Below are 23,996 nucleotides of genomic sequence, written 5' to 3' on the forward strand. Positions count from 1 at the left end.
CGCAGGCACTTGCCCGGTCGGGCAGGTGCCCGGAGAAATGTCATGTCTGCTCCTGATGCCAGCGTGGTCCTCACGGTCAGCGGGATTGGTAAAACCTACACTCAGCAGCCGGTACTGGCTGCTATCGAGCTGTCGTTGCATCGCGGCGAAGTTCTGGCCCTGACGGGTGAGAATGGCGCTGGCAAAAGCACACTATCGAAGATCATGGGTGGCCTGGAGGTGCCGACTCTCGGGCACATGCAATTCAATGGCCAGGCCTATGCCCCGGGCAGTCGTGCGCAGGCCGAGCAATTGGGTGTGCGCATGGTCATGCAGGAACTGAACCTGCTGCCCACGCTGACGGTGGCGGAAAACCTGTTTCTGGACAAATTGCCCGGCCACCTGGGCTGGATCAGCCGCAAGCAGTTGCGCAAAGCGGCCATTGAGGCCATGAGCCAGGTGGGTCTGGAGGCGATTGACCCGGACACCCTGGTCGGGGAGCTGGGTATTGGCCATCAGCAGATGGTCGAGATTGCGCGCAACCTGATCGGCGATTGCCATGTGCTCATCCTCGATGAGCCCACGGCCATGCTCACCGCCCGTGAAGTTGAAATGCTTTTTGTGCAAATCGAACGGCTGCAGGCCCGTGGCGTGGCGATTGTGTATATCTCCCATCGACTTGAAGAGCTGGCACAGGTGGCGCAGCGGATTGCCGTACTGCGCGACGGTTGCCTGGTGTGCGTCGAGCCCATTGCCGATTACAACAGCGAACAACTGGTCAACTTGATGGTGGGCCGCGAGTTGGGTGATCAGCTGGATTTGGGCGAACGTAGCTTGGGTGAAACGGCGCTTGAAGTCTGTGGTATCAGCCGCTCGGACAAGGTACGAGATGTATCGTTTAAAGTCAGAAAAGGCGAGATTTTCGGGATTTCCGGACTGATCGGGGCAGGGCGCACCGAACTGCTGCGACTGATCTATGGTGCCGATGTGGCCGACAGTGGCACGGTTGCAGTGGGTACTCCTGTGCAGGTAGTGACCATCCATTCGCCGGCAGATGCTGTCCGGCAGGGCATCGCACTGATTACCGAGGACCGCAAGGGTGAAGGCTTGCTGCTGACCCAGTCGATCAGTGCCAACATCGGCCTGGGCAATATGGATCGGATTTCAAGCAGTGGCTTGGTCAACCGGGAGCAGGAGGCCGCATTGGCGCGGCGTCAGATAGACGCCATGGGCATCCGCAGCAGCGGCCCGGAACAAGTGGTGTCGCAACTGTCCGGTGGCAACCAGCAGAAGGTCGTCATTGGCCGCTGGCTGGAGCGCGACTGTTCGGTTCTGCTGTTCGATGAGCCTACGCGCGGTATCGATATTGGCGCCAAGTTCGATATTTACCGGCTGCTGGGCGAGCTGACGCGCAAGGGCAAGGCGCTGGTGGTGGTGTCGAGCGATCTTCGCGAGTTGATGCTGATTTGTGACCGCATTGGCGTGCTGTCTGCGGGCCGGCTGATCGATACCTTTGAACGTGACAGCTGGAGTCAGGAACAGTTACTGGCGGCAGCTTTTGCCGGTTATCAAAAACGAGATGCGTTGCTTGCTGAAGCCACGCCAAAGGAAGCCTCATGAACCCTACCCGCGTGCCGCATAAAAGTGCACATAACTACTACGGAATGGGCACCTACCTCGGGTTGGCGGGCGCCCTGCTGGCCATGATCATTCTGTTTTCCAGCCTGAGTGAACATTTTTTCTCCTATGACACGCTCAGTACGCTGGCCAACCAGATCCCCGACTTGATGGTGTTGTCGGTCGGCATGACCTTTGTGCTGATCATCGGCGGCATCGACCTGTCGGTCGGCTCGGTGTTGGCCCTGGCAGCGTCGGCGGTCAGCGTTGCGATTCTGGGCTGGGGCTGGAGTGTATTGCCTGCCGCTTTGCTGGGCATGGGCTGTGCGGCCCTGGCGGGGACCCTTACGGGGTCGATCACGGTGGCCTGGAAAATCCCGTCTTTTATTGTCTCGCTGGGGGTGCTGGAAATGGCCCGGGGCGGGGCCTACCAGCTTACAGGATCGCGCACGGCGTATATCGGCGACGCGTTCGCCTGGCTTGCCAATCCGGTTGCCTTTGGCATCTCGCCCGCGTTCATTATTGCGTTGCTGATTATTGTCATCGCCCAGGCGGTGCTGACGCGCACGGTGTTTGGGCGCTATCTGATTGGCATTGGCACCAACGAAGAAGCCGTTCGCCTGGCCGGTATCAATCCAAAGCCCTACAAGATTTTGGTCTTTAGCCTGATGGGGTTGTTGGCAGGAGTGGCGGCGCTGTTTCAGATATCCCGCCTCGAGGCGGCAGACCCCAATGCCGGTTCGGGCCTTGAACTGCAGGTGATTGCGGCCGTGGTGATCGGTGGCACGAGCTTGATGGGCGGGCGCGGTTCGGTGATCAGTACGTTTTTTGGTGTGCTGATTATTTCAGTATTGGCCGCAGGGCTGGCTCAAATCGGCGCGACGGAACCCACCAAGCGTATTATTACCGGTGCTGTCATTGTGATAGCAGTGGTATTGGACACTTACCGCAGTCAACGCGCACAGCGACGGAATTGAGCAATGGCAACGATTAAAGATGTCGCGGCAATGGCAGGCATTTCGTACACGACGGTTTCTCATGTTTTGAATAAAACCCGCCCTGTCAGTGAACCTGTGCGCTTGAAGGTTGAGCAAGCCATTGCACACCTGGAGTATGTACCCAGCGCGGTAGCACGCTCGCTCAAGGCCAAGACCACAGCGACCATCGGCCTGCTGGTGGCCAATAGCCTGAACCCGTACTTTGCCGAGTTGGCGCGAGGTATCGAGGATTACTGTGAGCGCAACAATTACTGCGTGATCCTGTGCAACTGTGATGATGACCCGGTCAAGCAGCGCAATTACCTGCGGGTGCTGCTGGAAAAGCGTGTGGACGGGCTGGTGGTCGCTTCGTCCACAGGCGACCTGGGGATGGCCAGCGGGTTGGTCGGCGTACGCACGCCGATGGTGATTGTCGATCGCAGCTTTGAGGGGGTTGAGGCTGACCTGGTGTGCATCGACCACGAACTGGGGGCTTATCTGGCTACGCGGCACTTGCTCGATCTGGGGCATCGTGCCATTGCCTGCATTGGCGGGCCCGCCGCCACCCGTGTCGCGCAGTTGCGTATGGCCGGGTATCGGCGTGCGCTGCTGGAGGCGGGTATAACGCCTCAGGGGCAGTGGATGGTCGAGAGTGACTTCAGCAGTGTCGGGGGCTACAACGCGGCGGTCAGCTTGCTGCAGCACAACCCGCCCTCGGCCATTTTTGCCTGCAACGACATGATGGGCATCGGCGTATTGCGAGCGGCGGCCGAGCGCAATATTCGGGTACCCCAGCAGTTGTCGGTGATTGGTTTTGATGATGTACAGATGAGCCGTTATGTCTATCCGTCGCTGACAACTGTCGGGCAGTCGATCCTGCAATTGGGCGAGATCGCTGCCCAGTTATTGTTGCGCCGCATTGCCGTACCCGGGCGGGCGGTGGAGCAGCGGATCGTCAAACCCGACATTGTGCTGCGCGAGTCCACCCGGGCTTATGCGCAAGCACCGTTGAAATCCCCCCCTACAATCACTGGATGAGTGTCGATACATGCAAGCGAATGTTGTGGTTGCAGGCAGTCTGAATATGGATCTGGTCACGCGTACCGAGAGATTGCCGCGCCCGGGGGAAACGGTGTTCGGGCAATCCTTTACCACCGTGCACGGTGGCAAGGGCGCGAACCAGGCGGTAGCAGCGTCGCGCCTGGGTGCCCGGGTGGCAATGCTCGGCTGTGTCGGCGGTGACGCCTATGGCGTGCAGTTGCGCGACGGCTTGCTGGCTGACCGGGTTGATTGTGTGGCAGTGCGCACCGTGCCTGACTGTGCCAGCGGCGTGGCCCTTATCACGGTGGATGCCTGCAGCCAGAACACCATTGTGGTGGTGCCGGGTGCCAATGGCTGCCTGGCCGCGGAAGATATCCGCGCCTTTGATCACGTCTTGCAAGGTGCGCAAGTGCTTGTTTGCCAGCTTGAAGTGCCGATGGAAACAGTCGGATGCGTGCTGGCGCGTGGACGTGAACTGGGCAAAGTGGTGATCCTCAATCCCGCCCCGGTCAGTGCTCCGTTGCCGGGGCACTGGTATGGCGCCATCGACTACCTGATCCCGAATGAGAGCGAGGCCTGGGCGCTTAGCGGTGTGCCGGTTGATTCCCTTGAGTCGGCCGGGCGGGCTGCCCGGCGGTTGGTCGAGCTGGGCGCGGGCAAGGTGATTGTCACCCTGGGCGCGCTGGGGGCCTTGTTTGTCAGTGCCCACCGAGTGATGCACTTTACTGCGCCCAAGGTCGAGGCGGTGGATGCCACGGCGGCGGGCGATACCTTTGTCGGCGGCTTCTCTGCCGCGCTGGCGGCGGGTATGGAAGAGGACGACGCGATACGCTTTGCGCAGGTCGCCGCCGCGTTATCGGTCACTCGGGCGGGGGCTCAGCCTTCGATTCCATTGTTGCGTGATGTTCAGGGCTTTAAAGCACCATGAAAAAAACACCGCTGCTGAATATCGCCTTGTCGCGGCTGGTTGCCTCGCTGGGGCATGGCGACATCGTGGTGATTGCCGATGCCGGTTTGCCGGTGCCCAAGGGCATCGAACTGATTGATCTGGCCCTGACTCAAGGCGTGCCTGATGTTGCCAGCACGTTGCGCGCCCTGCTCAGTGAGATGCAGGTGCAAAGCCATGTGCTCGCCACTGAGTTGTTGCAGGCGCCATGCCCGGCGCTGTCATGTATCGACGAATATGCAGGCAAGGGGGAGTTGGGCTCAAGGAGCCTGCTCACCCATAATGCTTTCAAGGAACTATGCCTGCAGGCAAAGGTGATTGTTCGTACTGGAGAGTGTCGCCCGTACTGCAATATTGCCTTGGTCTCTGGCGTGACTTTTTAGACAAATAACCAGGGAGTTGTGATGCCACGTTTTACCCGGATTTTTCAGCCATTGATCAGGAGTGTCTTGTTCGTGTCCGCCATCACGATGTCGAGTGTTCAAGCCGCAGACAAGATCGATTTGATCATCGACACGGACCCCGGCGCCGATGATGTGGTCGCTCTGCTGCTGGCACTGGCTTCACCGGAGCAGTTACAGGTGCGGGCCATTACCACCGTGGCGGGCAACGTACGGCTCGACAAGACCTCGCGCAATGCCCGGCTGGCCCGGGAGTGGGCAGGGCGCGAAGACGTGCCGGTGTATGCCGGGGCGCCTAAACCCCTGGTGCGTACGCCGATTTACGCCGAGAACATTCACGGCCAGGAAGGCGTCACCGGTGTGCCTGTGCATGAGCCGGCCAAAGGTCTCGAAAAGGCCAATGCGGTCAATTACCTGGTTGATACCTTGCGTGCAGCCAAGCCAGGCAGCGTGACCATTGCCATGCTCGGCCCGCAGACAAACCTGGCCCTGGCCTTGATCCAGGCCCCGGAAATCACGCAGGGAATCAAGGAAGTCGTGGTCATGGGCGGCGCCCATTTCAATGGCGGTAATATCACCCCGGTTGCCGAGTTCAACCTTTATGCCGATCCGCATGCGGCAGACGTGGTGTTGAAGAGCGGGGTGAAACTGACCTATGTACCGCTGGATGTGACACACAAGATCCTTACCAGCGAGGCGCGACTGAAGCAGATCGCTGCACTGGGCAATACGGCCGGCAAACTGGTGGGCGATATTCTCAATGAATATGTGAAAGGCGACATGGTGCACTACGGACTGCCTGGCGGGCCTGTTCACGATGCCAGTGTCATTGCCTACCTGCTCAATCCTGCGCTGTTCTCCGGGCGTGAAGTCAACCTGGTCGTGGATACTCGCGAGGGGCCGACCTTTGGCCAGACTATCCCGGACTGGTACAACACCTTGAACCAGCCCAAAAACGCCTTTTGGGTCGAGAGCGGTGACGCGCAGGGCTTTTTTGACTTGCTTACCGCGCGTCTGGGCCGGCTCAAGTGAAGTGAGGTTGCGCGCCGTCAGGTCAGCCTGACGGGCTCGGCCGGTTTGTACTTTTCGAACACCTGACTGACGAACGCTCGGGCAGCTTCCGTGCCGAGCTCTTTAACCAAAAGGTCGATGCCGATAATGGCCAGCTCTTCAGGGCTGCCAGGGCTGTATGAGCACTGTCCTTGATGCCACTTGGCCTTGATATCTGCATCGATGCTGACTGTTGTCATGGGGTGCTCATGGGAAGGGGGCGTGAAAAGGCGATTTTAGCAAAAAGTCGTCATTTCGCTATGAATAGACCAAAGTAAATATTGGTTTTTGCACCCTCAACAGCCCATGACCCCCGCACTGCGTGCCACACTTGCACTTTTTGGGAGCGGTGCAGGCCATGCAAATTGATCTAAACAACCCTGAGGGCTTTACTCTTGGCGCTGTGCGTCAGTTGCTGGCCTCGGCCAGTGATGATGCCCATACACAGTTGCGCGTGACCAAGACGGGTATCGCTTATATATCTTCGGGTGTGGTGGGCGGTGTCGATATCGACGGTCTGCTTTTCAGGCTGGAGACCTGGGCGGCAGGTTCTGGCTATGTCGGAAAAGTTGCAGCAAGCGATGAGGTCTGGGTCATGCAGATATTCAATGCCCTCAAGGACAACTGGCCTAATCCGCCGTTCGATTACATTGATGTGTACTGACACCTGAACATATTTGGCAATGATTAGGGGTGCACGGTAAAAGTCGGCTCGGGCACACTTGCCGGTGCTGGCAAATCAGAAGGCGCTGAGAGGCGTCATGCAACCTATGTGCGAAAAAGCTGTCGCAAGGGTTCAGACTATTTATCTTAAGGAGGCTTCATGTCTTGGAAGCTAGTGTCATTGGGTTCGTTGTTGGCGGTCTTGGCACTGTCCGGATGCAGCACCGCAAGTTCGGTCAAGGAGCCTGTCGCCGAGGCGGGGCATAGCCGTTGCGATGCTAAATCAGCAGCATTTGCAGTCGGTCAAAAGGCTTCGGCGCAGCTTCTGGAGCAGGCCCGTATCAAGGCTGGTGCGCAGAACGCGCGTATTTTGATGCCGCATGACGTGATGACGCTTGAGTACCGCTCGGACCGTCTCAATCTCAATGCGGACGACGCTGGCATCATTACCCGGGTTAACTGCGGCTAACCTGGCCTGACATTGCGTCAGGCATAAAAAACCCCGTCACATGGACGGGGTTTTTTTGTTCGCGGGAGATTTACTCCGGACGAACCTGTGCAGCTTGCATACCCTTTTGGCCTTTCTCAGCCACGAAGGAAACGGTCTGGCCTTCTTTCAGGCTTTTGAAACCGTCGCTTTCGATAGCTTTGAAGTGTACGAACAGGTCGTCACCGCCACCTTGAGGAGTGATGAAGCCGAAGCCTTTTTCATCGTTGAACCATTTTACGGTGCCGGTTTGGCGATTAGACATGGTGTATCTCCAAGAAACTTATATTTTCAGTAGTACTGTGCTGCTCAGGCCAACTGGGCACACCGAGGTATCATAGTCGAAATGTGCGCTTTGGGAGCCCCCCTGAACTACAGATTGCTGCAATGTTAACCCTCGTCTGCTCTTTGAAATGCTCAAGACCCCCGGTTTACGGGGGGTTGAGGGCTAAAGGCTGTTAGAAAAAAAGCAGTCGAGAATCAATATTTTTTACGTGCAAGAGCGTTTTTGACTGTTTTTGCTCTCCTCACGGCTCAATTCGAGCCGTGAGGAGGGTGGTTATTTCTTGGCCCGGCAAGCCTGGATGGCGTCCAGAGCCCGGGTGCGAAGCTCTGCGCTAGGCTGGGTTGTCTTGCTCATCAGCTGTGTGATTTCGGCGCTTGTAAACTTCTCGGACAGCTTGTCCGCACCGCATGCGCAATGCTGTTGGGCCGTTTTTGCGTCAACACTTTGGCTGGCTGCCGCTACGCAGTCCTTCATGTAGTCTTTTTTGGCGCCTGCAGGCCAGTTATCGGCCTGGGCGCTCAGGGGTAGCAGCAGCGCCAGGGGGGCTGCGAAGGCGAGTAAGCGGATCGTGCGCATAAGATGCTCCTTGTAGGCATTAAAACCGAGTGTGTATCACTGAGTATGTGAAAGGTAAGTGGAGCTCAAGTTCACCCTTTTGTAAAAAACCCCGTTTTCTCGCGGATGCGGGGAGGGGTGCGCAACAGGCGTATCCATCTGTGCTAGCATGCCGCCCTGGCTATTTCCTGCATTCGCGTGTTCCTTGAACCGCCATGCAGTGCCATTAACCTTTTTGATTTGAACTCCAGTCACTCTGGTTCGGTTTTAGGTTCGCCGCAAGGCTCCTGCCACTGTGAGGCAGGCATACCACCGAATCGCGTACTGGCTCATCCCAACCCACGTGACCTTTGGTAGGGGTCACCACTAGGAGAGGAGGCGCCATGCCAACTATTACTCTTCCCGACGGCAGTCAACGCTCTTTCGATCATCCAGTTTCTGTAGCCGAGGTTGCCGCTTCAATTGGCGCCGGCCTGGCTAAAGCCACCGTGGCCGGCAAGGTCAACGGCAAGCTGGTGGATGCCTGTGATCTGATTGAAAACGATGCCACCTTGCAAATCATCACGCCCAAGGATGAAGAGGGGCTGGAGATCATTCGTCACTCTTGCGCCCACTTGGTCGGTCATGCGGTGAAGCAGCTGTTCCCGACGGCCAAAATGGTCATCGGGCCGGTCATCGACGAAGGCTTTTACTACGATATCGCCTATGAGCGTCCGTTCACCCCGGATGACATGGCTGCTATCGAACAGCGCATGCAGCAACTGATCGAAAAAGACTACGACGTCATCAAGAAAGTGACGCCGCGTGCCGAAGTGATCGAACTGTTTGCTGCCCGTGGTGAAGACTACAAGCTGCGCCTGATCGAAGACATGCCGGACGAGCAGGCCATGGGTTTGTACTTCCATGAAGAATACGTCGACATGTGCCGCGGTCCTCACGTGCCGAACACGCGTTTCCTCAAATCGTTCAAGCTGACCAAGCTGTCGGGCGCCTACTGGCGTGGCGATGCCAAGAACGAGCAGTTGCAGCGTATCTACGGCACGGCCTGGGCTGACAAAAAGCAGCTGGCGGCCTACGTCCTGCGTATCGAAGAAGCCGAAAAGCGCGATCACCGTAAAATCGGCAAGCGCCTTGGCTTGTTCCACACCCAGGAAGAAGCCCCGGGCATGGTGTTCTGGCACCCGAATGGCTGGACCCTGTACCAGGTACTTGAGCAGTACATGCGCAAAGTACAGCGCGACAATGGCTACCTGGAGATCAAGACTCCTCAGGTCGTTGATCGCAGCCTCTGGGAAAAATCCGGGCACTGGGCCAACTACGCCGAGAACATGTTCACTACCCAGTCGGAAAGCCGCGACTACGCGATCAAGCCGATGAACTGCCCTTGCCATGTGCAAGTGTTCAACCAGGGCCTGAAAAGCTACCGCGAGCTGCCGCTGCGTCTGGCCGAATTCGGTGCCTGTCACCGTAACGAGCCGTCGGGCGCCCTGCACGGCATCATGCGTGTGCGTGGCTTTACCCAGGACGATGCCCACATCTTCTGTACTGAAGAGCAGATGCAGGCCGAGTCGGCAGCTTTTATCAAGCTGACGCTGGATGTCTACGCTGACTTCGGTTTCAAGGACATTGAGCTCAAGCTGTCGACGCGTCCTGAAAAGCGTGTGGGTTCGGATGAACTGTGGGATCGCGCCGAAAGCGCATTGGCTTCAGCCCTTGATAGCGCTGGCCTGGCGTACGATTTGCAACCGGGCGAAGGTGCCTTCTACGGTCCCAAGATTGAATTTTCTCTGAAAGATTGTCTGGGTCGTGTCTGGCAATGTGGTACCCTGCAGCTCGATTTCAACCTGCCGATCCGTCTTGGCGCAGAATATGTGTCCGAAGACAACAGCCGTAAGCACCCGGTTATGCTGCACCGCGCGATCCTTGGATCGTTCGAACGTTTTGTCGGTATCCTGATCGAACATTACGAAGGCGCATTCCCTGCTTGGCTGGCTCCAACCCAGGCAGTGATCATGAATATCACTGACAAACAGGCAGATTTTGCTGCTGAAGTTGAAAAAACTCTCAATCAGAGCGGATTTCGTGCCAAGTCTGACTTGAGAAATGAAAAGATCGGCTTTAAAATCCGCGAGCATACTTTGCTCAAGGTTCCTTATCTCTTGGTTATCGGAGATCGGGAAGTCGAGATGCAGACTGTCGCTGTGCGTACACGTGAAGGTGCTGACCTGGGCTCGATGCCCGTCGCGCAATTCGCTGAATTCCTCGCACAAGCGGTTTCCCGGCGTGGTCGCCATGATTCGGAGTAATTATTATTAAGCGTGAAATGAGACAAGATAAACGAGCTGCACCGAAAGCCCCGATCAACGAGAATATCTCGGCACGCGAGGTTCGGTTAATTGGGGCTGAAGGCGAGCAGCTTGGGATTGTGTCAATTGAAGACGCGCTTCTTAAAGCTGAAGAGGCCAAACTGGACTTGGTGGAAATTTCCGCTGATGCAGTACCCCCAGTTTGCAAGCTGATGGACTACGGCAAATCTATCTTCGAAAAGAAGAAACAGGTTGCTGCTGCAAAGAAAAACCAGAAACAGATTCAGGTTAAAGAAATCAAGTTTCGTCCAGGGACGGAGGAAGGGGATTACCAGGTAAAACTGCGCAACCTGGTACGTTTCCTGAGTGATGGGGACAGGGCCAAGGTATCGTTACGATTCCGCGGCCGTGAGATGGCCCACCAGGAGCTGGGTATGGAACTGTTGAAGCGGGTTGAAGCTGACCTTGCGGAATACGGTACCGTCGAACAGCATCCTAAGATGGAAGGACGCCAGCTGATCATGGTCATCGCCCCGAAAAAGAAGAAGTAATCAATTGGGCACGGCAGGCCTTCTGATTATGTTTATCAACTGAATGCGGAGTATCCGAACATGCCAAAGATGAAGACTAAAAGTGGTGCTGCTAAGCGGTTTCTGAAAACTGCTAACGGTATCAAGCACAAGCACGCTTTCAAGAGCCACATCCTGACCAAAATGTCGACCAAGCGTAAGCGTCAACTGCGCGGTAGCAGCTTGCTGCATCCGTCTGACGTGGCAAAAGTCGAGCGCATGCTGCGCCTTCGTTAATTTTTGGTTAAGACTAGAGGAAGTAACTCATGGCTCGTGTAAAGCGTGGCGTTGTCGCCCGTAAACGTCACAAAAAAATTCTGAAACTGGCTAAAGGCTACTACGGCGCACGCTCACGCGTATTCCGTGTTGCCAAGCAAGCGGTAATCAAGGCAGGCCAATACGCCTACCGTGACCGTCGTCAGAAAAAACGTCAGTTCCGCGCTCTGTGGATCGCTCGTATCAACGCTGGTGCTCGTATCAACGGTCTGTCTTACAGCCGTTTCATCGCCGGCCTGAAAAAAGCTTCCATCGAGATCGACCGTAAGGTTCTGTCTGATCTGGCAGTGAACGAAAAAGCGGCGTTTGCTGCGATTGTCGAGAAAGCTAAAGCCACTCTGGCTTAAGTACCCCCGACAGTCACTTGGGCTTGCCTGTGTAAGCCCGGGTGCTAAACGTCATAAATAGGGGAAGAGCCTTCAAGCTCTTCCCCTATTTTGTATCTGGAGTCTGTACATGGAAAACCTGGATGCGCTGGTCTCTCAAGCACTAGAGGCTGTGCAAAGCGCTGAAGATATCAATGCCCTGGAGCAAATCCGGGTTCAATACCTTGGCAAAAAGGGTGAATTGACTCAGGTGATGAAGACCCTGGGCAATTTGCCAGCAGAAGAGCGTCCGCAAGTCGGTGCCCTCATCAACGTTGCCAAGGAGCGTGTCACAGAGGTTCTCAATGCGCGCAAGGCGTTGTTTGAAGAGGCCGAACTGGCCGCCAAACTGTCTGCCGAGTCCATTGACGTGACCCTGCCTGGCCGTGGCCAGACCTCTGGCGGTCTGCATCCGGTGACCCGGACTCTGGAACGTATCGAACAGTTCTTTACCCATATTGGCTACGGCATCGCCGAAGGCCCTGAGGTTGAAGACGACTATCACAACTTCGAAGCGCTCAACATCCCAGGCCATCACCCGGCCCGGTCGATGCATGACACCTTCTATTTCAATGCCAACATGTTGTTGCGCACCCATACCTCGCCGGTACAGGTCCGCACCATGGAATCCAAGCAGCCGCCGATCCGCATTGTCTGCCCGGGCCGTGTGTACCGTAGCGACTCGGATATCACCCATTCGCCGATGTTTCACCAGGTCGAAGGCCTGCTGATCGATCGCGATATCAACTTCGCTGACCTGAAAGGGACCATCGAAGAGTTCCTGCGGGTGTTCTTCGAAAAAGAACTGGCCGTGCGTTTCCGTCCGTCCTACTTCCCGTTCACCGAGCCTTCCGCTGAAGTGGATATGGAATGCGTGATGTGCAGCGGTAAAGGCTGTCGTGTCTGCAAGCAGACTGGCTGGCTGGAAGTCATGGGCTGCGGCATGGTTCATCCGAACGTGCTGCGCATGTCCGGGATCGACCCGGAAGAGTTCTCGGGCTTTGCCTTCGGCATGGGCGTTGAGCGTCTGGCCATGCTGCGTTACGGCGTGAACGACTTGCGTCTGTTCTTCGACAACGACTTGCGGTTCCTCGCGCAATTTCGCTAGTCGTAACGAATTCTTAGGAGAGCAGGATGAAATTCAGTGAACAATGGCTGCGTGGTTGGGTAAACCCGCAGGTAGGTCGCGACGAGCTGGTTGCTCGTCTGTCGATGGCCGGTCTTGAGGTCGACAGCGTTACGCCGGCCGCCGGTGTATTCAGTGGCGTGGTTGTGGGCGAGGTGCTGAGCACCGAGCAACACCCTGATGCTGACAAGCTTCGTGTTTGCCAGGTCAGCAATGGTGCCGAGACTTTTCAGGTAGTGTGTGGTGCGCCCAACGTGCGCCCTGGCTTGAAAATCCCGTTCGCCATGATCGGTGCCGAACTGCCGGGTGACTTCAAAATCAAAAAGGCCAAGCTGCGTGGCGTTGAGTCCAACGGCATGCTGTGCTCGCAAGCAGAACTGCAAGTGGGCGAGGGCAATGACGGCCTGATGGAGTTGCCGGCCGATGCACCGGTGGGCGAGGACATCCGCGTCTATCTGGGTCTTGAAGACGCCAGCATTGAAGTCGACCTTACGCCGAACCGTGGCGACTGCCTGTCGCTGGCAGGTCTGGCGCGTGAAGTGGGCGCTCTGTATAACGCCCAGGTGACTCGCCCGGTGGTTGCGCCAGTTGCTGCGGTACACGAGGAAGTGCGTCCGGTTGAAGTGCTGGCACCTGCTGCTTGCCCGCGCTACCTGGGCCGTGTGATCCGCAATGTCGACCTGTCCCGGCCAACGCCGCTGTGGATGGTTGAGCGCCTGCGTCGCGCTGACGTGCGCAGCATCGATGCCGCTGTCGACATTACCAACTATGTCATGCTGGAACTGGGTCAGCCGTTGCACGCGTTCGACCTTGCCGAGATCAATGGCGGCATTCGTGTACGCATGGCTGAAGAAGGCGAGAAGCTGGTACTGCTCGACGGCCAGGAAGTCACCTTGCGCAGCGACACGCTGGTGATTGCAGACCATACCCGCGCTTTGGCCATTGCCGGCGTAATGGGTGGCGAGCACAGCGGTGTGACCGACAAGACCCGCGACATATTCCTTGAAAGCGCTTTCTTTGATCAGATCGCCGTTGCTGGCAAGGCCCGCTCCTACGGCCTGCACACCGACGCTTCGCACCGCTACGAGCGTGGCGTGGACTGGAAACTGGCCCGTGAAGCCATGGAGCGCGCCACTGGTCTGCTGCTGGAAATCACTGGCGGCGAAGCTGGCCCGATCGTTGAAACCGTCAGCGAGCAGTATCTGCCGTCGATTGCACCGATCACCTTGCGTGCAGCGCGTATCAGCCAGATGCTCGGCATGGAAATGGACGCGGCGGAAGTTGAGCGTCTGCTCAGCGCCCTGGGCCTGACCATCACCGCTGAAGGGGCAGGGCAATGGCGCGTAGAAGTGCCAAGCCATCGCTTCGATATCAGCCTGGAAGTTGACCTGATCGAAGAACTGGCGCGCCTGTACGGCTACAACCGCCTGCCGGTCCGTTACCCGCAGGCCCGTCTGGCACCGCAAGCCAAAGCAGAGGCGCGTAGCGACCTGCCAGAGTTGCGTCGTTTGCTGGTTGCTCGTGGTTATCAGGAAGCAATCACCTACAGCTTTATCGACCCGAAACAGTTCGAACTGTTTAGCCCGGGTGTTGAACCGCTGTTGCTGGCCAATCCGATTTCCAACGACATGGCTGCCATGCGTGCCTCGTTGTGGCCCGGCCTGGTCAAGTCGTTGCAGCACAACCTGAACCGTCAGCAAGATCGCGTTCGCCTGTTTGAAAGCGGCCTGCGTTTTGTTGGCCAGCTTGAGGGTCTGAAACAAGAGCCGATGCTGGCGGGTGTTGTTTGCGGCAGTCGTCTGCCTGAAGGCTGGGCTCAAGGTCGTGATGTTGTCGACTTCTTCGACGTCAAGGCTGATGTAGAAGCGGTGCTGGGTTTTGCCGGTGCCCTGGACGCGTTTACCTTCGTGCCGGGCAAACATCCTGCTCTGCATCCGGGCCAGACTGCACGTATCGAGCGTGACGGTCGCGAAGTTGGCTATGTCGGTGCCATCCACCCTGAGCTTTCAAAAAACCTTGGTCTTGACCGTCCAGTGTTTGTTTTTGAACTGGTTCTGGCAGAAGTGGCGGCAGGTAAAATGCCGAAATTCCATGAGTTATCGCGCTTTCCTGAAGTGCGTCGTGACCTGGCGTTGTTGGCCGATCGTGACGTTGCAGCCAGTGCTGTGCTGGATGTAATTCGTGAAAATGCAGGCGAATGGCTGACAGACCTAAGGTTATTTGATGTTTACCAGGGTAAAGGCATTGATCCGCATAGAAAAAGCCTTGCAGTTGGCTTGACCTGGCAGCATCCATCGCGCACTCTTAATGACGATGAGGTGAACGCCGCAACGCAAAATATCCTCACCTCGCTTGAACAAAGGTTGAACGCCACGCTAAGGAAGTGACGTATGGGGGCTCTGACAAAAGCTGAGATGGCGGAACGTCTTTACGAAGAGTTGGGCCTGAATAAACGCGAGGCCAAAGAATTGGTCGAGCTGTTTTTTGAAGAAATCAGGCACGCTCTTGAAGACAACGAGCAGGTCAAACTGTCAGGTTTTGGCAATTTTGATCTGCGTGACAAGCGACAGCGGCCTGGCCGCAATCCGAAAACGGGAGAAGAAATCCCGATCACGGCTCGCCGTGTAGTCACTTTTCGTCCAGGGCAGAAGTTGAAGGCCCGAGTAGAGGCTTATGCTGGAACCAAGTCATAACGACGAGCTCCCGCCGATCCCTGGCAAACGCTACTTCGCCATAGGCGAAGTCAGCGAGCTGTGCGGTGTAAAGCCGCATGTGCTGCGCTACTGGGAGCAAGAATTCCCTCAGCTCAACCCCGTAAAACGTCGCGGAAACCGCCGGTATTATCAGCGCCAGGATGTGCTGATGATCCGGCAGATTCGTGCGCTGCTTTATGACCAGGGTTTCACCATTGGAGGTGCGCGCTTGCGGCTTTCCGGTGATGAAGCCAAAGATGACACCACGCAATACAAGCAGCTGATCCGCCAGACGATCTCCGAATTGGAGGATGTCTTGCTGGTACTGAAGAAATAACCTAGGCATTTAAAATACTTTCGTATTTCAAAAGCTTAAGGTATATTTCTCAACGTTCTAGCAAGTTGTAACGCCTAGTCGGGGCGTAGCGCAGTCCGGTAGCGCACTAGCATGGGGTGCTAGGGGTCGAGTGTTCGAATCACTCCGTCCCGACCATATTATTCAATGACTTAGGCCAATGTCCCCCACATTGGCCTTTTTCATTTTCGGGAGATTTTCGGGGCTTTTCCGCTTTTCATCCCTGCCTCCTCTTCAAGATTGTCAGAACCGGACCTCGTGAGTCGGTTGCTGATACCATATTTGCAGCCTCAATCAGTTGCCCCAGCTCGGCGCCGGAGTAGTGACTGGTAATGCTGCCGTTCTTGTGTCCAAGCAATGCCTTTCGGTCTTCCTCGGTTACACCTGCTGCTCGCAGTCGTCGACCAAACGTGTGCTTCAAATCGTGAATCCGGATAGACAAGTAGCCAGGGTGAGCGGGGCGAAGGTTTTTCTCCTGCCAGAGTTTCGCCGCTCTCACTCGCGCTTTCTTCCAGGCCGAGTCATTCATGCGATGCATTGCGGTACTGTTGTAAGGAAATACCCATTCCTTGCTGATACCGCGCTGCTTATCAATGATCGACTTGGCCACGTTGTTGAGCACCACTAAGCGCTCATCGCCGTTCTTCACGCCCGAGCGTTCATTTCGCCCGCCAAAATCGGCGGGTATCAGAAATACACTGGCGCCCAGTTCCGGTACCGCAATCTCCCAATCCCACTTCAGCTTGCAGACCTCTTGCTCGCGACAACCTGTGTTCACCTTGAACAAGGCCATCGCCTGCAAGTGGGCAGGCAACTCTCCAAAAAGAATCGACTGCTCTTCCCATGACATGGGGTAGGGCTTACGGCTCGACTTCTTCTCTTCCAGCTTTGTGAGCATTGGCACGCTATCAAGCCACGGCCTCATCTCGTCATCTCGCCACTTGCGCGCACAAAGCGTTAAAACCCTTACCACGCGCTCTATTGATATGTTGACCGTTCTGTTTGCAACCCCTTTTTTCACTGTTCCGTTGTCCAGCTTTTTCGTTGCAAGCCGATCCTTGATGAAGGGTGCAAGCGCCTGATCATCAATGTGTGTGAGCGGTACTTCTCCAATGAACTCGATCAGTTGCGACAGGTGATGCGCTGACAACTTGATAGAGGGCTGATCTTGAAACTCTGTGAGAAAGCGTGCCGCTGCATGGGAAAAGGTTCTGACTTGTCTAACGCCATATACTTTTTCCTGTCGCAGCTGCTCTAGCCTGAGGATCAGGTACTGCTCGGCTTCTTCCCTGTCACCAGTTTCAGTGCTTTCGCGAAATCGCTGGCCCCGGAAGACCTTATCGATTTGCCAGATGCCGCCTTTTTTGTAGATGCCGGTGATTGTTTTTCGCGCCATGGATCTAATCCTTGTAGGCGCTCGCTGCGAGGCCGATTGTTGTCCTGATTGGCTGCTTTTTCAATCGACTTGCGCTCAACGTAAGCATCAGCCCATGCATCGAGCTCAATTCGATCAAAGCCAACGCCTTGTTTTCCGATCGGGAATTCGCGCACATGCGGACGAACTGTTTTGTTGAACTCATCCCGGCACATGCCGAGATAGCCTGGCGCATCCATAGCGCGGAGGAACCTTGGAGGGGTGGGCGCGACCTGCGCTGCGCTTCGATTTGACATAGCTGTCTCCATGCCGCCGCGCTTGGCGGCAGAAGGTGGGTTAGATAGAGGATTTGGATGCCTTGGCGTGACCTACGCACACCTTTATGGGCTCTCCCTGATCATCCAGATGTGCATGGCACATAAAGCCTTTCTGGTCGTGAGCCATAAACTCTGCATCGCATGTGGTAATTGGAGACTGGTTAGCAATCGACCCCAATCGGTATGCGCATCCGTGGCACGCGCCTACCGGATCGCATTTGCTCGCGATCAACACGCCTTGGCAGGCGCCGGTGATTGTTGGCAGGTTCACACTGGTGAATTTGTCCGGGTGGACGCCGCATTCTTCGATCAGTACCTGGTCGCTCATTTCTGCGCAGTTTTCGGCAACCGAGTTGGCCATGCCTATGAATTGAGCGAACAGCTCTGCGAGGCTTTGCGATCCGTTTCTCTCAAGGTAGTAAGTCAGGCGCTCTCGACGCATCGGAAGATCAAGTAGGGCAATGTTCGCTAAGTAGGAGGCATCGCTAGGGGTCATGCTGTATTCGCAATTTGCGGGCATAGCGATTCCTCGCCCGCCGATCACCGGCAGGCTTATAGAATTTTGTAAGGGAAACCTAAAAGCGACTAAATGGTTAGCTCATGACCGAATGGGACGCGAAACCCTGAAGCGTTGCGGTGGCCACCGCCTCCGTACTGGCTGGCTATTTCAGAAACGTCCATACCTTCATCAGTGCTGCGCAGGCTGAACACTCGCCCGGTGGGCGTATCCCAATAGCAGGCTGCGAATGGCTCGCCCTGCGCCATCAAGTGACCGGCATCACTGGTCAATGTGTAGGGCAGGGATGCTGCCGGCACGTTAATGCCTCCGATCACCAATCGCCGCTTCGTCACGCCCACCAGCTCTGCTACATCCTTGTGATGCTTGCGCTCAATTGCGGCCCCATCGGATACCAGGGTGAGTACATCAGCGGCCATAAGTTGGTCCCATACTTCAAAGTCGTAGGGGTAGCTGAACAGGTTGGCTTGGATCTCCCGCGTTCCTTCAAGCTTGAACAGCCAAAGGTCGCGATCCTCGATGTGCCGCAGTAACTGAGGGGGCTCTTGGCCTGGGAAGTAGTGGTCCCACGCGAGCATTGCTCCGCTTCGGTTCATATCGAAACAGCAGGCGATCGATGGGCCGTTTTGTGAGTTGGCCATGGCGTGCGCTGTTTTCCAGCCGAGCAGTGGGGTCCCGTCATCGCGACGTGTATCTTCTTCAATGCCTGCGTGGAATGGCTCAAAGCGCCCCAAGTCTTCGGCCGCACTTTTGTGATGGTCGAGCACGATTATGCTTTTCGCTCTCCACGCGAGCTCCGCCAGTACGTCGTACTTGTAGCTGAAGTCTACGAGTACAACGTCTTTGCCAGCTACATCCGGTGGCTCTTGGCCGTAGACACCAGGTACAAACTCGACATTGGCCCCAAGGGCTTTGCGAACTACCCATGCTGCACCGAAGCCATCGGCGCAGTTGCCGTGGTAGATACACATGGTTTTCGATTTATTTTCAGGCATGACTTCGTCCTTGCCGCTAAAACGGCTCACTTGGAGTTTGGTGGGATGCAGAGGTGAAGAGTACGGGCGTACTTCTATGCAGCTGGGGTTACCGCTTTCATTTCGGCTGTCGCGTTATTGCGCCAGTTGGTCGGGTCTTTCAGGTAATGCCCGAACATCCAGTGAATGACTGCCGCTTGTTCGTGCTCGGCCTTCTCGGGGATTTTGTGGCCTAGGCGGCGCAGGCCTTGTGCGTAGTGAATGCACTGGAAGCACATCAGACCAAAGATCCAGCGCAACTCGGCGGTTAGCTCAGGTGGTGACGAGAGGGCATCGATACGCTGATCCGCCGCGGTCAGCCGTTCCTGCAGCTCATTTGCTCGGCGCCAAAGATCGAAGTCAGGCACCGGCTTACCGGCCATGCGGTGCTCAAGCATCGCCCAGACTAGGTGGTATTCAGGCCAATCACGCTCAACAACTACGCTTTCAATCGTCTGAATTCCTTCGCCGTGAAGGTATGCGCGCAGGTGTTTTTCCTGCATATGTGTAAGCTTTTTGAGCTTGACCACTATGTAGCTATCTTCTCGCCGGAATTCACTCATTACTGCTTCTCCCGTGCGCGCCGCCCAACCGCTTCGGCCTGGCGCAACTTGCTGCATTTGGTGTGGTTGCCGTGGGCGCGCGACCTGTTGCATTTGTCGCAGATCGTTTGTAGGTCGAGCTGCCCCATGGGTGCGCCGCGTATCTGAACTGTTCGGCGGAGGGCGGTCATGGGGTCACCTCGATGCTGACATCGTCATGAATCCACTCGATATCGAGCAGGTCATCGTCGTCAATCTGCGCTTCCCGTAGGTCGTTACTGGCTAACAGCTCATCGACGTCATAGTCTTCAGCGTCTTTAATCACCTTGCGAAAGTTCACGACCGCCTTGCCGGTGAGCACAACTGTCCTTTTCATTTGGCAATACCTGTCCTTGCCGCTATAGCGGCTGACTATGAAGGGGGAGGGGTTAAGTTGAGGTGCTCTGTTGCACTCTATAAATCAAAAAGTGGCATTATTTTAGCGTGGTATAATTAATTAGCACTCTACGAGGTCAGTGACAATGAAGCGATATCTTTACGGAAAGAAACAATATCTCTCTGCTGTTGTTGGTGAGATGGGGCAGATCAGATTTAGCGATATTATTCACTACGGAAGGAACTCGAATGAAAATATGCGCGATGATGAAACGAGGAAGGTATTTCATCTAGATAGAAAGTCGTACCGATTTATCCATGATGGGATCAGGGTTGATCCAGCCTCACTTGCGTCTGATCCTGTGCTTACAGCGTTGACTCCGCGCGCCTTCTGCCTATGCTTGAGTCGTAAAAGAGACGATGCCGATCTCTACAAACGTTTTGACGCAGATATCTGTATTGAGCTTGATGTCGAAAAGCTTTCTGCCAAATTTACTGAAGAGTTTAAGGCATGGCCCGGGGCAAGTGTTTTATCTGGAGATGTTAATTATTATCCTGCAATTATGAAGGAGGGTGATCCTGATATTTCGAGATTGCTCTTTCAAAAGCCTGACAGGTTCTTGATAGAGGATGAGTATCGAATCGCAATTCTAATACCCCCAGGAGATAGCTTTAATATTGGCAATGGTAAGTCAGTAAGGGTTTATTCAGATATTAAGTCTGAGGGCCAGCATCTATATAGCAGGAGAGCAGTATATGGTTGCATTGGTGAGGTTTTTTACAATTAACTTAGATCCCAATCGCCCTCGTTACCAGATCATGGGCATTCACAACTGTCATGCGGCCGCCTGCTTGGTCTGGCGGAAGACGGGAATGGCGCTGGCCTGCTCACGCACTGCCCTCATACCCGCTTCGTCGTAACCCCAGATATTGCTGTTATCGAACCGTTCAGGTCCCAGATAACCAGGGTGCAGCGGCTCACCTGTGCAGATGTAGTCCCGGAACGCCTTGACCATATCCTTCAGCGTGCCGCCGTGACTGAACCCGCGCCACCGACCACTCCACACCGTTTCATGCGTGAAGACGCGCTTCCCGCTGTAGTCGTCGATGAACCAGACCTTGCCGCGGGCGTCGACCTCCATACTGGCGTAACGATTCACCTTCTGGTTGTAGAAGAACCCGCGGCCATGGTCGGCGATGATGTGAATGACCTGGTTGACTTGTTCGCAGCGCTTACGCTTCATCCACATGCTGTTTACCGAATAGCGGCAACCGCGATACTCAGGTTTCGGCTCGTAATCAGCGGGGCGGATCACGCAGGCCAGTAACTGCGCCCAGGTGCCGGCGTTGTTCGGGAGGCAAATCCCCAACTCCTTGGTATCGTACTCAACCTCACAGGAAAGCCGGTCCACCAGATCCGCAGGCACTGCAATGTTCGAGCAGCCGCTGTTGTAGTAGCCAAGACGCCTCAGCACGCGGGCTTCGTCATAAGCACCGGCGCTGGACAACTTCCAGCAGTAACCACTGTCATCCGCCCGCCAAAGCGTGATCGCTTTATGGCGGCGATGGGTGTGCTTCAGGCTCAGCACTATAAACGTGGGCACCTGTTTGTTTTCTGTGGGCATGGGTGTACCTCTTTGGCACGAGCTGTGAGAATATTTGTTATTTATGCGGAGTACTGCTTGTGGGGACGCTCAATGGGAAACAGGAAGGAGCGACTGGAAAAAATACAGAGTCTAAATTTGTAAATGTATTGGGTGGTGCAGCAGCTATTGCATGCTTATTGGTTTGTCTTTTTTATGTTGTTAATTTTTCAGGTGGTATCTCAAGTTCAACAACTAGGTGGTCTGAGTTTGGTGGCTATTTAAGTGGTGTTCTGTTGCCTGTGATTTCATTTTTAACTTTGGCTGCTATATTGAGAACGATTTACCTACAGAGGGAAATGATAAAGCTTCAAGACGAAACATTTAAGGCTCAAGCTACACAGTCAAATGCCCTGGCTGATGATTACAGACAGGCGAGACTTGATGCCAGGAAAACGATGTTGCTTAATAATCTTGATCGAACTATTAACACCTGTATTAGAGATATTGAGCGGCTAGAATTCGCCAGAAATGAGGCCGCTAAGTCAATTATTTTATTGAATGCAGGTGGGGGGCTGGCAAGTGACGAGCTACTCATGAATCTCGAGCAGTTAAAAGCTGACGTAAAGTTTATAGAGGGGAAGAAAAATAAACTTGAATCGTTATCGTACTTGATTGCAGTTATGGAACAGTCGAGCATTGAAGAGTTACAAGAGAACTTTAACTCGGGAATGATCAATATTTATGGTGAGCCTATGAGATAACTAGGGCTTAGATGAATACAAGTAAGCTGCCAAGTCCTCCTACCTCGGCGGCCACTCCGAAAACCCAACCTTTGGCGCCTTAGTCTTCAGGTTGATGATCGGCTTGTTCTTGGCAACCACCAGCTCGGCTTTGGCCTTGATGCGCATGTCGCGGCACCTCAGGGTCCTTACGGGCCAGCTCAATGAACTGCTCGGCGAACTGCGGGGCATCTACTAGCGGAGAAAGCTGGCGACCCGTACACCCCCATAATCTGCTCGGTTTTCTTCTCGACGAGTTCCAGCCATTTCGCAAGGGGAATAGGCCCCGCGCCTTTACGTTCTTACGGGTGCATTTGGTGCGCTTCTTGGCCTCGGCCAGCGCAACGTCACGGGTCATTCCAAACACTGCAAATGTGCTCATGGCATCACTCCAGTCAGGCGCCGCCCTCCGTGACCTGTGGTGGCGTTTTGGTCTGGGTTGGGGTATTACGGGTGACCGGCATGGAGCCGGATCAAGGAGAGAGCTTTGGCGAATCGACCTTCCGATGCTGAAATCCACGCTATGCGGCTTCGCAAGTTAAACCAGGATCTGGTTGATGCAGAGCGCCTAGAGATATCTCATCGCTTTATGCACATGTCAGCGCTTGCTCCAACGAGCCGTCGTGATCATATCGACAGGCATGGGCAACTATTTACGGGAAAGGAAATGCTTGAATGGTGGGGGCTGAACAATAACAGCGTGGGCTGCCGATGTGCTGCGGTCATGGTGCTTACAGATGAGTCCGGTAATCCACTGAGCTCTAGCTTGATTGCAAGGGCAAAGTCAATGCTTGAGAAATACCAAGCCGGTACCAGGTAGCAGCTTGTGACGCTCAAAATTTCAAGCTGCTCGCCGCCGCCTTCCGTGACCGGATGCAGTGAGTAGGGTGGGTTATGCAGGCTCGATAATCTCGTCGCCTGGATCTTTCTGTATGGCGAGCAGGCTTTTGTTGCGGAATTCCCGCGCCACGTTTTCCGATATCTCGAATTCGTGGCGCGGCGGTTCAAGTAGCGCTTTGGACTTCGAACCCAGTTCATGAAGCCGATGAATCATCAGCGTCATCGCCTCGCCCTGCTCAGTAATGCCTGACCACTCCATTAGATCGGCCAGGGCTTGGCGGGTGCCGGGGCGAACTCTGAGCCTCAACTCTTCCTCGGCAACCGCTACTCGCTTCCTGGCAGTTTTCGCCGACCTTTCCTGTACTGATTTGGCCATGGCCTACCTCTTCTATTCCGCTGGACGGCAGCTGGTGTTGGATTTGGCGAAGGCGCCGCTGCAATGAAGTGTTGACCCTTCTCACAGATGACTACCGAAGAAGGCGAACACGGTCAGCGTGATGCCAAAGCGCAAAGTCCAGCTGCTCAAGAATTTTCCGAACTGCTTAACATTGAACTGCGCTTCTTTTGCCTCCAGCTCACGAGCATGAGCAGTGGCATTGTTGTGACCGAAGCGCTCGGCTACGACCACGCCAGTAGCGCGATTGATCAGCGAAAAGGTGTTGTTGCCGCTCGGCCGCACGATGATCAGCGGAGCCAGCGGTGGCGGTTGTACGCCGGGCTTTTGGTAGAACTCGGCCGTAGCTTGGCGGGCACGTGCGCGCAACCCTTCGAGGGCAGTGACGCGTTGGGCGAAAGATGGGTGCATGGTCGATCCTCGACGTGGGTTGCGGGTATTCGTCAGCCCTCTGGACTTGCGACAAGGGAGGGCTGACGAATAACTGCAGGCATGAAAAAGCCCAGTCGAAACCGGGCTGTGTTGCACTCTTAAAACGCCACCGTATGTAAGAGCAAGGCTGTGCG

At 55.4% G+C, this 23,996-nt stretch carries 31 protein-coding genes and 1 tRNA gene; 19 read left to right on the top strand and 13 right to left on the bottom strand.

Annotation, left to right across the window (positions count from 1 at the left end; translation table 11 throughout):
• Window positions 1-42 precede the first annotated feature (42 nt).
• From EQV96_RS20900 to EQV96_RS20925, 6 genes are read left to right on the top strand one after another with little or no spacing between them, the layout of a single operon-like run.
• On the top strand, window positions 43-1,599 hold the full coding sequence (locus EQV96_RS20900) for a sugar ABC transporter ATP-binding protein (RefSeq protein WP_095018574.1): 1,557 nt from the start codon (window positions 43-45) through the stop codon (window positions 1,597-1,599).
• Window positions 1,596-2,573 (top strand): ABC transporter permease, encoded by a 978-nt coding sequence (locus EQV96_RS20905; RefSeq protein ID WP_095001981.1) that lies wholly within the window; start codon window positions 1,596-1,598, stop codon window positions 2,571-2,573. The genes EQV96_RS20900 and EQV96_RS20905 overlap by 4 nt, the downstream gene beginning before the upstream one ends.
• Window positions 2,574-2,576: 3 nt before the next feature.
• A complete protein-coding gene (locus tag EQV96_RS20910; RefSeq protein ID WP_095023609.1) occupies window positions 2,577-3,611 on the top strand; it encodes a LacI family DNA-binding transcriptional regulator in 1,035 nt (344 codons plus the stop codon).
• Between the two features lie 10 nt (window positions 3,612-3,621).
• Window positions 3,622-4,542, top strand: a complete 921-nt coding sequence (gene rbsK / locus EQV96_RS20915; RefSeq protein ID WP_095018576.1) for a ribokinase — start codon at window positions 3,622-3,624, stop codon at window positions 4,540-4,542.
• Window positions 4,539-4,943 carry a D-ribose pyranase gene (rbsD, locus tag EQV96_RS20920; protein ID WP_095001978.1) on the top strand — a complete coding sequence of 135 codons (405 nt, stop codon included), beginning with the start codon at window positions 4,539-4,541 and terminating at the stop codon, window positions 4,941-4,943. The genes rbsK and rbsD overlap by 4 nt, the downstream gene beginning before the upstream one ends.
• 21 nt (window positions 4,944-4,964) lie before the next feature.
• Window positions 4,965-5,993: a nucleoside hydrolase gene (locus tag EQV96_RS20925; protein WP_095023610.1), complete on the top strand. Its 1,029-nt coding sequence runs from the start codon at window positions 4,965-4,967 to the stop codon at window positions 5,991-5,993.
• A 17-nt stretch (window positions 5,994-6,010) separates the two neighbouring features.
• On the opposite strand, the gene EQV96_RS20930 is transcribed toward EQV96_RS20925, so the two are convergent.
• Window positions 6,011-6,211 (bottom strand): hypothetical protein, encoded by a 201-nt coding sequence (locus EQV96_RS20930; protein WP_095001976.1) that lies wholly within the window; start codon window positions 6,209-6,211, stop codon window positions 6,011-6,013.
• Window positions 6,212-6,369: 158 nt separating this feature from the next.
• Here EQV96_RS20930 and EQV96_RS20935 point away from each other — a divergent pair, with 158 nt between their 5' ends.
• Window positions 6,370-6,675, top strand: a complete 306-nt coding sequence (locus EQV96_RS20935) for a hypothetical protein (RefSeq protein ID WP_095001975.1) — start codon at window positions 6,370-6,372, stop codon at window positions 6,673-6,675.
• A 159-nt stretch (window positions 6,676-6,834) separates the two neighbouring features.
• On the top strand, window positions 6,835-7,143 hold the full coding sequence (locus tag EQV96_RS20940) for an I78 family peptidase inhibitor (protein ID WP_095001974.1): 309 nt from the start codon (window positions 6,835-6,837) through the stop codon (window positions 7,141-7,143).
• A 70-nt stretch (window positions 7,144-7,213) separates the two neighbouring features.
• Here the strand turns inward: EQV96_RS20940 and EQV96_RS20945 are convergent, their stop codons facing one another.
• Together EQV96_RS20945 and EQV96_RS20950 are read right to left on the bottom strand one after the other, a co-directional pair.
• Window positions 7,214-7,426, bottom strand: coding sequence for a cold-shock protein (locus EQV96_RS20945; RefSeq protein ID WP_003179963.1), 213 nt, complete (start codon window positions 7,424-7,426; stop codon window positions 7,214-7,216).
• A 294-nt stretch (window positions 7,427-7,720) separates the two neighbouring features.
• The gene (locus tag EQV96_RS20950) at window positions 7,721-8,023 is read right to left on the bottom strand and encodes a hypothetical protein (protein WP_095001973.1); all 303 of its coding nucleotides are present in this window, start codon (window positions 8,021-8,023) and stop codon (window positions 7,721-7,723) included.
• Window positions 8,024-8,385: 362 nt separating this feature from the next.
• Here EQV96_RS20950 and thrS point away from each other — a divergent pair, with 362 nt between their 5' ends.
• The 9 genes from thrS to EQV96_RS20995 all read left to right on the top strand — a co-directional run bounded on the left by thrS (window position 8,386) and on the right by EQV96_RS20995 (window position 15,830).
• The gene (thrS, locus tag EQV96_RS20955) at window positions 8,386-10,308 is read left to right on the top strand and encodes a threonine--tRNA ligase (RefSeq protein ID WP_095001972.1); all 1,923 of its coding nucleotides are present in this window, start codon (window positions 8,386-8,388) and stop codon (window positions 10,306-10,308) included.
• Window positions 10,308-10,859, top strand: a complete 552-nt coding sequence (gene infC, locus EQV96_RS20960) for a translation initiation factor IF-3 (protein ID WP_169916631.1) — start codon at window positions 10,308-10,310, stop codon at window positions 10,857-10,859. Before thrS ends, infC begins: the two co-directional genes overlap by 1 nt.
• Window positions 10,860-10,919: 60 nt before the next feature.
• Window positions 10,920-11,114: a 50S ribosomal protein L35 gene (rpmI, locus tag EQV96_RS20965; RefSeq protein WP_002553160.1), complete on the top strand. Its 195-nt coding sequence runs from the start codon at window positions 10,920-10,922 to the stop codon at window positions 11,112-11,114.
• 29 nt (window positions 11,115-11,143) lie between these two features.
• Window positions 11,144-11,500: a 50S ribosomal protein L20 gene (rplT, locus tag EQV96_RS20970; RefSeq protein ID WP_003442184.1), complete on the top strand. Its 357-nt coding sequence runs from the start codon at window positions 11,144-11,146 to the stop codon at window positions 11,498-11,500.
• Between the two features lie 109 nt (window positions 11,501-11,609).
• Window positions 11,610-12,626 carry a phenylalanine--tRNA ligase subunit alpha gene (gene pheS, locus EQV96_RS20975; protein WP_095001971.1) on the top strand — a complete coding sequence of 339 codons (1,017 nt, stop codon included), beginning with the start codon at window positions 11,610-11,612 and terminating at the stop codon, window positions 12,624-12,626.
• A 26-nt stretch (window positions 12,627-12,652) separates the two neighbouring features.
• Window positions 12,653-15,031 (top strand): phenylalanine--tRNA ligase subunit beta, encoded by a 2,379-nt coding sequence (gene pheT / locus EQV96_RS20980; RefSeq protein WP_095001970.1) that lies wholly within the window; start codon window positions 12,653-12,655, stop codon window positions 15,029-15,031.
• A 3-nt stretch (window positions 15,032-15,034) separates the two neighbouring features.
• On the top strand, window positions 15,035-15,337 hold the full coding sequence (ihfA, locus tag EQV96_RS20985) for an integration host factor subunit alpha (RefSeq protein ID WP_002553164.1): 303 nt from the start codon (window positions 15,035-15,037) through the stop codon (window positions 15,335-15,337).
• Window positions 15,318-15,674, top strand: a complete 357-nt coding sequence (locus EQV96_RS20990; protein WP_095001969.1) for a MerR family transcriptional regulator — start codon at window positions 15,318-15,320, stop codon at window positions 15,672-15,674. The genes ihfA and EQV96_RS20990 overlap by 20 nt, the downstream gene beginning before the upstream one ends.
• Window positions 15,675-15,753: 79 nt before the next feature.
• Window positions 15,754-15,830, top strand: a tRNA-Pro gene (locus EQV96_RS20995).
• A gap of 79 nt (window positions 15,831-15,909) precedes the next feature.
• Here the strand turns inward: EQV96_RS20995 and EQV96_RS21000 are convergent.
• The 6 genes from EQV96_RS21000 to EQV96_RS21025 all read right to left on the bottom strand — a co-directional run bounded on the left by EQV96_RS21000 (window position 15,910) and on the right by EQV96_RS21025 (window position 19,832).
• Window positions 15,910-17,073: a tyrosine-type recombinase/integrase gene (locus tag EQV96_RS21000; protein ID WP_240882398.1), complete on the bottom strand. Its 1,164-nt coding sequence runs from the start codon at window positions 17,071-17,073 to the stop codon at window positions 15,910-15,912.
• Window positions 16,959-17,363 (bottom strand): hypothetical protein, encoded by a 405-nt coding sequence (locus EQV96_RS23305; protein ID WP_235428604.1) that lies wholly within the window; start codon window positions 17,361-17,363, stop codon window positions 16,959-16,961. Before EQV96_RS23305 ends, EQV96_RS21000 begins: the two co-directional genes overlap by 115 nt.
• A gap of 40 nt (window positions 17,364-17,403) precedes the next feature.
• Window positions 17,404-17,880 carry a hypothetical protein gene (locus EQV96_RS21010; protein ID WP_240882321.1) on the bottom strand — a complete coding sequence of 159 codons (477 nt, stop codon included), beginning with the start codon at window positions 17,878-17,880 and terminating at the stop codon, window positions 17,404-17,406.
• Window positions 17,881-17,969: 89 nt separating this feature from the next.
• Window positions 17,970-18,896, bottom strand: a complete 927-nt coding sequence (locus EQV96_RS21015; RefSeq protein ID WP_240882322.1) for a phosphohydrolase — start codon at window positions 18,894-18,896, stop codon at window positions 17,970-17,972.
• Between the two features lie 74 nt (window positions 18,897-18,970).
• On the bottom strand, window positions 18,971-19,477 hold the full coding sequence (locus EQV96_RS21020) for a hypothetical protein (protein WP_240882323.1): 507 nt from the start codon (window positions 19,475-19,477) through the stop codon (window positions 18,971-18,973).
• A 166-nt stretch (window positions 19,478-19,643) separates the two neighbouring features.
• The gene (locus tag EQV96_RS21025) at window positions 19,644-19,832 is read right to left on the bottom strand and encodes a hypothetical protein (RefSeq protein ID WP_240882324.1); all 189 of its coding nucleotides are present in this window, start codon (window positions 19,830-19,832) and stop codon (window positions 19,644-19,646) included.
• A 145-nt stretch (window positions 19,833-19,977) separates the two neighbouring features.
• Between EQV96_RS21025 and EQV96_RS21030 the strand changes: the two genes are divergently transcribed.
• On the top strand, window positions 19,978-20,619 hold the full coding sequence (locus EQV96_RS21030) for a hypothetical protein (RefSeq protein ID WP_240882325.1): 642 nt from the start codon (window positions 19,978-19,980) through the stop codon (window positions 20,617-20,619).
• A gap of 48 nt (window positions 20,620-20,667) precedes the next feature.
• Here the strand turns inward: EQV96_RS21030 and EQV96_RS21035 are convergent, their stop codons facing one another.
• Window positions 20,668-21,435 carry a hypothetical protein gene (locus EQV96_RS21035; RefSeq protein WP_346769639.1) on the bottom strand — a complete coding sequence of 256 codons (768 nt, stop codon included), beginning with the start codon at window positions 21,433-21,435 and terminating at the stop codon, window positions 20,668-20,670.
• 80 nt (window positions 21,436-21,515) lie between these two features.
• Here EQV96_RS21035 and EQV96_RS21040 point away from each other — a divergent pair, with 80 nt between their 5' ends.
• Window positions 21,516-22,178: a hypothetical protein gene (locus EQV96_RS21040; protein WP_240882327.1), complete on the top strand. Its 663-nt coding sequence runs from the start codon at window positions 21,516-21,518 to the stop codon at window positions 22,176-22,178.
• A gap of 79 nt (window positions 22,179-22,257) precedes the next feature.
• Here EQV96_RS21040 and EQV96_RS21045 read toward each other — a convergent pair whose 3' ends face one another.
• The 3 genes from EQV96_RS21045 to EQV96_RS21055 all read right to left on the bottom strand — a co-directional run bounded on the left by EQV96_RS21045 (window position 22,258) and on the right by EQV96_RS21055 (window position 23,841).
• Complete coding sequence (locus EQV96_RS21045) at window positions 22,258-22,578, bottom strand: hypothetical protein (RefSeq protein ID WP_240882328.1); 321 nt, start codon at window positions 22,576-22,578, stop codon at window positions 22,258-22,260.
• Window positions 22,579-23,088: 510 nt separating this feature from the next.
• Window positions 23,089-23,412: a hypothetical protein gene (locus EQV96_RS21050; RefSeq protein ID WP_240882329.1), complete on the bottom strand. Its 324-nt coding sequence runs from the start codon at window positions 23,410-23,412 to the stop codon at window positions 23,089-23,091.
• Window positions 23,413-23,493: 81 nt separating this feature from the next.
• On the bottom strand, window positions 23,494-23,841 hold the full coding sequence (locus EQV96_RS21055) for a hypothetical protein (protein ID WP_240882330.1): 348 nt from the start codon (window positions 23,839-23,841) through the stop codon (window positions 23,494-23,496).
• Between the last annotated feature and the right edge of the window lie 155 nt (window positions 23,842-23,996).

Source organism: Pseudomonas sp. TMW22080, from assembly GCF_022496745.1.
GTDB classification, from domain to species: Bacteria; Pseudomonadota; Gammaproteobacteria; order Pseudomonadales; family Pseudomonadaceae; genus Aquipseudomonas; species Aquipseudomonas bubulae.